This window comes from Micromonospora sp. ALFpr18c (genome assembly GCF_008868155.1).
Taxonomy (GTDB): domain Bacteria; phylum Actinomycetota; class Actinomycetes; order Mycobacteriales; family Micromonosporaceae; genus Micromonospora.
The window spans coordinates 21,382-28,166 of the sequence record NZ_WBKR01000067.1 but is presented as its reverse complement, the minus strand read 5'-3'; the positions used below and the strand labels follow the sequence as shown (position 1 = coordinate 28,166).

Genomic DNA, 6,785 nt, shown 5'->3' with positions numbered 1-6,785 from the left:
AGGGGCGTGCCGGGGTACCCGGGGCTGGTCAGTGGGTGAGGCGGGCTGCGGCGCTGAAGAGGTGCACGGCCAGGTCGGCCAGGGCCGTGGCGGTCTGGTCGATCGGGGAGCGGGGGAGCACGATGTGGCTCACCACGAGCCGGACGATCGTGTCGGCGGCGAAGGCCAGCGCGGCCTGGTCCGCTCCCGGCAGGTGGTCGCCGGCCCAGTCGATCAGCGCGCCGGACGCCTCGGTGAGCACGACCTCGGCCCGGGTGGTGAGGTACGGGAGCAACTCGTCGGAGCCGCCTCGGGCACTGGTCAGGATGGCTTTGACCAGCGGGTTGTCGGCGGCCGTGGTGAGGGTGTGCGCGATCGCCGCGTGTGCGCCGGCGCGTACGTCGGAGCCGTGCGCGAGCAGGGCGGCCCGGACGTCGCCGACGAACCGGTCCACCTCGCGGCGGGCGAGCGCCTCGGCCAGCCCCGCCTTGCTGCCGAATTCGTTGTAGACGGTCTGCCGGCTCACCCCCGCCGTGGTGGCCACCCCGCCCATCCGGACCGCGTCCCAGCCTGCGGCGATGGTCCGCGCGCGGGCGGCGTCCACGATCGTGTCCCGCAGCCGCTGGCGGGGCGAGTCCGTCGATGTAGTCATGGTGGTCGAATTCTACGGGCGGTCCGCCGGCCCGCCCAGCGTCGAGCTGCCACCGCGACCCCGCGGGCCCGCCCCAGCGTCGAGCCGCCAGCGCGGCCCGCCCAGCCCGTCGGTCCGTGCGCTGGCGTGCGTGGTCGAGCCGCCAGCACGGGCCGGTAGCCCGCGCGGCACCGCCACCGGTCGCGGTGGCGGGCGGGTGCGACACGGCACGACGGCTCCCGGGCGCGGCGTCGCACCGCGTGACGCATAGGATGTGCGGTCATGGCACGCGTGCTCACTCCCCGCGCGGAGGACTTCCCCCGCTGGTACCAGGACCTGATCGCCAAGGCGAAGCTGGCCGACAACGGCCCGGTCCGCGGCACCATGGTCATCCGACCGGCCGGCTACGCCATCTGGGAGCGGATGCAGCTCGAGATGGACGCCCGGATCAAGGCGGCTGGCGCGGAGAACGCGTACTTCCCGCTGTTCATTCCGGAGAGCTACCTCAAGCGTGAGGCCGAGCACGTCGAGGGCTTCTCGCCGGAGTTGGCGGTGGTCACTCACGGTGGCGGCAAGCAGCTCGCCGAGCCGGTGGTGGTGCGCCCCACCAGCGAGACGGTGATCGGCGAGTTCATGGCCAAGTGGATCGACTCGTACCGGGACCTGCCGCTGCTGCTCAACCAGTGGGCGAACGTGGTCCGGTGGGAGCTGCGGCCACGGATCTTCCTGCGCACCAGTGAGTTCCTCTGGCAGGAGGGGCACACTGCGCACGCCACCCGCGAGGACGCGCGGGCGTACGCGCGGCGGATCCTGCACGAGGCGTACGAGGACCTGATGGTCAACGTGCTCGGCATCCCGGTCGTGGTGGGCCTGAAGACGGCCCGTGAGCGGTTCGCGGGCGCGACGGCCACGTACACCTGCGAAGGCATGATGGGCGACGGCAAGGCGCTGCAGTTGGGCACGAGCCACGAGCTGGGCCAGAACTTCGCCAAGGCGTTCGACATCAGCTACTCCTCGAAGGAGGGCGGTCGGGAGCACGCCTGGACCACCTCGTGGGGCACGTCGACCCGGATGCTGGGCGGCCTGATCATGGCGCACGGCGACGACAACGGTCTGCGGGTGCCGCCGCGGCTGGCGCCCATCCAGGCGTACGTCATGATCGTCAAGGACGGCGAGGGCGTCGCCGAGGCGGCGGCCAAGCTGCTCGACGGCCTGCGGGACGCCGGTGTCCGGGTCGCGCTCGACGACCGGACCGACACCGCGTTCGGCCGCCGGGCCGTCGACGCCGAGCTGCGTGGCTATCCGGTACGCGTCGAGGTCGGCCCCCGTGACCTGGCCGTCGGCAACGCGACGGTGGTGCGCCGTACCGACGGGTCGAAGGCCCCGACGCCGGTCGCCGACGTGGTCGGCGCGGTCCTCGCCGCGCTGGAGGCCGACCAGCAGGTGCTGCACGACCAGGCGTTGGCCAACCGCCAGTCGCGCACCGTGGAGGTGGCCACGCTCGCCGAGGCGATCGACGCCGCCGCGACCGGTTGGGCCCGGGTGCCGTGGTCGGTGGTCGGCGTGGCCGGCGAGGCCGAGGCGAACGGCCAGGGCGTCACGGTGCGCTGCCTGTTGCGTGCCGACGGCTCGGTACCGGACTCGGAGGACGAGCCGGACCTGGTCGCCATCCTCGCCCGCGCCTACTGAGGTGCTCGTCGACCGGTTCGAGCCGGGCCGGCTGATCATGCACCGGAACGTGCGGCACGGCCGGATCGGGTGGGTCCGGCCGGGCCGGGTGGTCAGCGACGACGAGCGGGGTCTGCTGGTCTGGATCGCCCGGGACTCCCCGGTGGCCCACGAGGTGACCGACGCCGGCCTGAACATGCGGTCCGTGCCGTTCGCCCAGTGGATCTCGTCGTCGTACCGGCTGGCGCACGGGCGCTGGAACGGGCCGCCGCTGCTGAAGTTCCTGCCCACCGGGGCGGCGCACTCGGTGTGGTGGTTCCGCGACGCGCAGGGCCGCTTCGCCCACTGGTACGTCAACCTGGAGGAACCCGGCGTGCGCTGGGACGACGGCCCGGTGGCCGGCGTCGACGTGGTGGATCAGGACCTCGACGTGGTGGTACGCCCGGACCTCAGCTGGGAGTGGAAGGACGAGGACGAGTTCGTCGAGCGGCTCGCCTTCGGCGACGACTACTGGGTGAGCGACGAGAAGGCGGTCCGGGCCGAGGGGGAGCGGGTGATCGCCCTCGCGGAGGCTGGCGAGTTCCCGTTCGACGGCACCTGGCGCGACTTCACCCCGCCGTCAGACTGGGACGTACCGGACGAACTTCCGCCGGGATGGGACCGTCCGCCGGTGCGCTGAGGGGTGTTCCGGGTCACCGGTGCGGTGGTGTGCGGGTCCGATGCGGGAGATCGGCAGCGGATCTGGCAGAATGGGTCGCTGGTATCCGGCGCGCGTTCGGCGCCCTCTAACCCGGGCGCGTTGCCAGTCCACCGAGTAGTCTCCGGCCCAACCCCACTGTGCCGGTCGGCGCTCACCCATGCACACCGCCCGTACCGGGCCGGTGAGATCGCAACAGGAGCGAAACAACTGTGGCCGTAAAGATCCGGCTCCTGCGGATGGGCAAGATCCGCAACCCGCAGTACCGCATCGTCATCGCCGACTCGCGCACCAAGCGTGACGGCCGGGCGATCGAGTTCGTCGGGGTGTACCAGCCGAAGGAGGACCCTTCGGTCATCGAGGTCAAGTCGGAGCGGGTCCAGTACTGGCTGTCCGTCGGCGCCCAGCCGAGCGAGGCGGTGCAGCGGCTGCTGGAGCTGACCGGTGACTGGCAGAAGTTCAAGGGCCTGCCGGCCCCGCCGCCGCTGAAGGTCAAGGCCGAGCAGGTCGACCGCAAGGCGGCGTACGAGGCTGAGGCGAAGGCCGCCGCCGGGCTGGCCCCGGAGACCCCGGCCAAGCCGGCCAAGAAGGCCGCCAAGGCTGCCGAGGCTCCGGCCGAGGCGCCGAAGACCGAGGCTCCGGCCGAGGCTCCGGCTGCCGCTGCCGACGCCGGTGAGCAGGCCTGACATGCCTCTGCGTCCGGCGTTGGAGCACCTGGTCAAGGGCATCGTCGACCACCCGGATGACGTCCGGGTGCGGATGGTCGATTCCCGTCGGGGCAAGCGGCTGGAAGTCCGCGTGCACCCCGAGGACCTCGGCACGGTGATCGGGCGGTCCGGCCGGACCGCCAAGGCGCTGCGTCAGGTGATCGGCTCCATCGGCGGGCGCGGAGTACGCGTCGACATCGTCGACTCGTACTGATGCAACTCGTCGTCGGAAGGATCGGCAAGCCGCACGGTGTCCGCGGTGAGGTCACCGTGGAAGTGCGGACCGACGAGCCCGAAGCACGGTTCGCCCCGGGGTCGGTGCTGCGCACCGAACCCGGGGCGGTCCCGCCGCCGGCGGACGGTCCGGGTGTGCCGTTCCGGGTGCCGGCCGAGCTGACCATCGAGGAAGCCCGCTTTCACCAGGGCCGGATGCTCGTCGCCTTCGACGGGATCCTGGACCGCGACGCCGCCGAGGCGCTGCGGGGGACGCTGCTCGTGGTGGACAGCGCCGACGTCGACCCTCCGGAGGACCCGGAGGAGTTCCACGACCACCAGTTGGTGGGTCTGGCCGTGGTCACCCCTGCCGGCGAGCGGCTGGGCGAGGTGTCCCGGATCGACCACGCGCCCTCCTCCGACCTGCTGGTGCTGCGGCGGCCCGAGGGTCGTACCGCGCTGATCCCGTTCGTCCGGGCGATCGTTCCGGAGGTCGACCTGGCCGGTGGACGCGTGATCGTCGACCCGCCGGCCGGACTGCTCGATCTTTAGGACCACCCCCATGCGCGTCGACGTCGTGTCGATCTTCCCGGAGTACTTCGCCCCGCTGGACCTGTCGCTGATCGGTCGTGCCCGGGCCAACGGCGTACTCCAGTTCGCCGTGCACGACCTGCGGACCTGGACGCACGACGTGCACCGCACGGTCGACGACACCCCGTACGGCGGTGGCCCGGGAATGGTGATGCGGCCCGAGCCGTGGGGCGCGGCGCTGGACGCGCTCGCGCCGGCCGAGGCCCCGCCGCCCCGGCTGCTGGTGCCCTCGCCGGCCGGTGCCCCGTTCACGCAGGCCATGGCGCACGAGTTGGCGTCCGAGCCGCACCTGCTCTTCGCCTGTGGCCGGTACGAGGGGATCGACCAGCGGGTGTTGGCGCACGCGGCGACCCGGATGCCGGTCACCGAGGTCTCGCTGGGCGACTACGTGCTCTTCGGTGGTGAGGTGGCGGTGCTGGTGATCCTGGAGGCGGTCACCCGACTGCTGCCCGGGGTGCTGGGCAACGCCGGCTCGCTGGACGAGGAGTCGCACGCGCACGGGCTGCTGGAGGCGCCGATCTACACCAAGCCGCCGAGCTGGCGTGGGCACGACGTGCCGGAGGTGCTCCGCTCCGGCGACCACGGCAGGATCGCGCGGTGGCGGCGCGAGGAGGGGCTGCTGCGGACCGCCGCCCGGCGTCCGGACCTGCTGGCCGCGCTGCCGCCCGATCAGCTCGACAAACGGGACATCGCGGCACTGGATCGGGCCGGATTTCAGCTGCCGCCGGGGGATGTGGCAAAGTAGGGGGGTTGCCGCATCCGTCCGCGCCCGCGGGCGGCTGCGAGGATCCCCGACCGGGGTCGGCCCGCCGACCACCACCCGGGGATCAGAATCACCCACCCGCGCACCGAGTGACGGTGCGCCGTGAGCCTCACGAGGACGCAGCGATGAACATCCTGGACGCCCTTGACGCCCAGTCGAAGCGGACCGACCTTCCCGACTTCCGTGCCGGTGACACCGTCAAGGTGCACGCGCGGGTCGTCGAGGGCAACCGGTCCCGTGTCCAGATCTTCCAGGGCGTCGTGATCCGCCGCCAGGGTGACGGTCTGCGCGAGACCTTCTCGGTCCGCAAGGTCAGCTTCGGTGTCGGCGTCGAGCGGACCTACCCGCTCAACGGCCCGGGCATCGACCGGATCGAGGTCGTGACCCGCGGTGACGTGCGTCGCGCCAAGCTGTACTACCTGCGCGAGCTGCGCGGCAAGAAGGCCAAGATCAAGGAGAAGCGGGAGAAGCAGCCCAGCTGACTTCCCGCTCGCCACGCCGCCTGAGCTGCGCGTATGCCGTACCGACCGGACCGCACTACCCTGGTCGTACGGGCGCAGCCAGGCGGCGTTCCCGCCCACGTGGCGGGCAGCCGTCCACAACCGCCCGTGGAGCCTCGACGAGGCTCCCGGGCGGTGGTGTTTCTGCGGACCGGGGAGTGGCGTGGTGCAGACGCTTGACGAGGACGGCACCGTCGATCCGTGGCGCCGGCGGGTCCGCCGTGGCCGCCGCCAGATGCCCCTCTGGCAGGAGCTTCCGCTGCTGCTGGTGGTCGCGTTCTGCCTCGCGGTGCTGATCCGCACGTTCCTGCTCCAGGCGTTCTTCATCCCGTCCGGTTCGATGGAGGACACTCTCCTCATCGGTGACCGGGTGCTGGTCAACAAGGTCGTCTACGACGTCCGTGACCCGGTACGCGGCGAGGTGGTGGTGTTCCGGGGCACCGACCGCTGGGCGCCGCAGGTCGACGAGCAGCCGGAGCCGGGCTTCGCCGGCAAGCTCGCGCGTACCGTCGGCGACCTGGTCGGGGTGAGCCGCCCCGGTGAGAAGGACTTCATCAAGCGGGTCATCGGGCTTCCCGGCGACCGGGTGAAGTGCTGCGACACCCAGGGCCGGGTCACCGTCAACGGCACCCCGCTCAACGAGCCGTACGTCCTGCGGGACTCCCCGTTGGACCTGCCGCCCAACCCGCAGGAGTGCCGCTCCCGGCGCTTCGACGAGGTGGTCGTACCCCCGGGTCAGATCTTCGTCATGGGCGACCACCGCGAGGTCTCGCAGGACGCGCGCTGCCAGGGTCCGGTGCCGATCGACAACGTCGTCGGCCGGGCCTTCATGGTGGTGTGGCCGTCGTCGCGCTGGAGTGCCCTGTCGGTGCCGCCGACCTTCGAGGATGTGGCCGGGCCGGTCACGGCCTCGTCGGGTGCGCCTCCGGTCCGGCCGACCCCGCAGGGTGGTGTGCTGCTGATGCTTCCCCTGGCGGTGGCGCTGCGGGGTTCCCGCGCGTTCCGGACGGTGACGTCCAGTTCGGCAACGTAGGCT

Annotated in this window: 9 protein-coding genes; 8 read left to right on the top strand and 1 reads right to left on the bottom strand. The window is 72.1% G+C overall.

Features of this window, described 5'->3' with window-relative positions; all coding sequences use genetic code 11:
* Window positions 1–28: 28 nt before the first annotated feature.
* A complete protein-coding gene (locus tag F8271_RS14565) occupies window positions 29–631 on the bottom strand; it encodes a TetR/AcrR family transcriptional regulator (RefSeq protein WP_151490312.1) in 603 nt (200 codons plus the stop codon).
* A 261-nt stretch (window positions 632–892) separates the two neighbouring features.
* Between F8271_RS14565 and proS the strand changes: the two genes are divergently transcribed.
* From proS to lepB, 8 genes are all read left to right on the top strand, one after another.
* On the top strand, window positions 893–2,299 hold the full coding sequence (proS, locus tag F8271_RS14560) for a proline--tRNA ligase (protein ID WP_151490311.1): 1,407 nt from the start codon (window positions 893–895) through the stop codon (window positions 2,297–2,299).
* Window positions 2,300–2,336: 37 nt separating this feature from the next.
* A complete protein-coding gene (locus F8271_RS14555; protein WP_151490313.1) occupies window positions 2,337–2,957 on the top strand; it encodes a DUF402 domain-containing protein in 621 nt (206 codons plus the stop codon).
* 230 nt (window positions 2,958–3,187) lie between these two features.
* Window positions 3,188–3,661, top strand: coding sequence for a 30S ribosomal protein S16 (gene rpsP / locus F8271_RS14550; RefSeq protein WP_151490310.1), 474 nt, complete (start codon window positions 3,188–3,190; stop codon window positions 3,659–3,661).
* Entirely contained in the window at window positions 3,636–3,896 is a 261-nt protein-coding gene (locus tag F8271_RS14545) for an RNA-binding protein (protein WP_172862164.1), read from the top strand. Before rpsP ends, F8271_RS14545 begins: the two co-directional genes overlap by 26 nt.
* A complete protein-coding gene (gene rimM, locus F8271_RS14540; protein WP_151490309.1) occupies window positions 3,896–4,447 on the top strand; it encodes a ribosome maturation factor RimM in 552 nt (183 codons plus the stop codon). The genes F8271_RS14545 and rimM overlap by 1 nt, the downstream gene beginning before the upstream one ends.
* 10 nt (window positions 4,448–4,457) lie before the next feature.
* A complete protein-coding gene (gene trmD, locus F8271_RS14535) occupies window positions 4,458–5,231 on the top strand; it encodes a tRNA (guanosine(37)-N1)-methyltransferase TrmD (protein WP_151490308.1) in 774 nt (257 codons plus the stop codon).
* Between the two features lie 143 nt (window positions 5,232–5,374).
* The gene (rplS, locus tag F8271_RS14530) at window positions 5,375–5,731 is read left to right on the top strand and encodes a 50S ribosomal protein L19 (RefSeq protein ID WP_030335223.1); all 357 of its coding nucleotides are present in this window, start codon (window positions 5,375–5,377) and stop codon (window positions 5,729–5,731) included.
* Window positions 5,732–5,912: 181 nt separating this feature from the next.
* Window positions 5,913–6,782, top strand: a complete 870-nt coding sequence (gene lepB / locus F8271_RS14525) for a signal peptidase I (protein ID WP_151490307.1) — start codon at window positions 5,913–5,915, stop codon at window positions 6,780–6,782.
* The last annotated feature ends 3 nt before the right edge of the window (window positions 6,783–6,785 follow it).

What these genes read in the sequence shown, in the direction of transcription:
- F8271_RS14565 (WP_151490312.1), bottom strand. Translation starts at nt 631, where the DNA reads ATGACTACATCGACGGACTCGCCCCGCCAGCGGCTGCGGGACACGATC.
- proS (WP_151490311.1), top strand. Translation starts at nt 893, where the DNA reads ATGGCACGCGTGCTCACTCCCCGCGCGGAGGACTTCCCCCGCTGGTAC.
- F8271_RS14555 (WP_151490313.1), top strand. Translation starts at nt 2,337, where the DNA reads ATGCACCGGAACGTGCGGCACGGCCGGATCGGGTGGGTCCGGCCGGGC.
- rimM (WP_151490309.1), top strand. Translation starts at nt 3,896, where the DNA reads ATGCAACTCGTCGTCGGAAGGATCGGCAAGCCGCACGGTGTCCGCGGT.
- trmD (WP_151490308.1), top strand. Translation starts at nt 4,458, where the DNA reads ATGCGCGTCGACGTCGTGTCGATCTTCCCGGAGTACTTCGCCCCGCTG.
- rplS (WP_030335223.1), top strand. Translation starts at nt 5,375, where the DNA reads ATGAACATCCTGGACGCCCTTGACGCCCAGTCGAAGCGGACCGACCTT.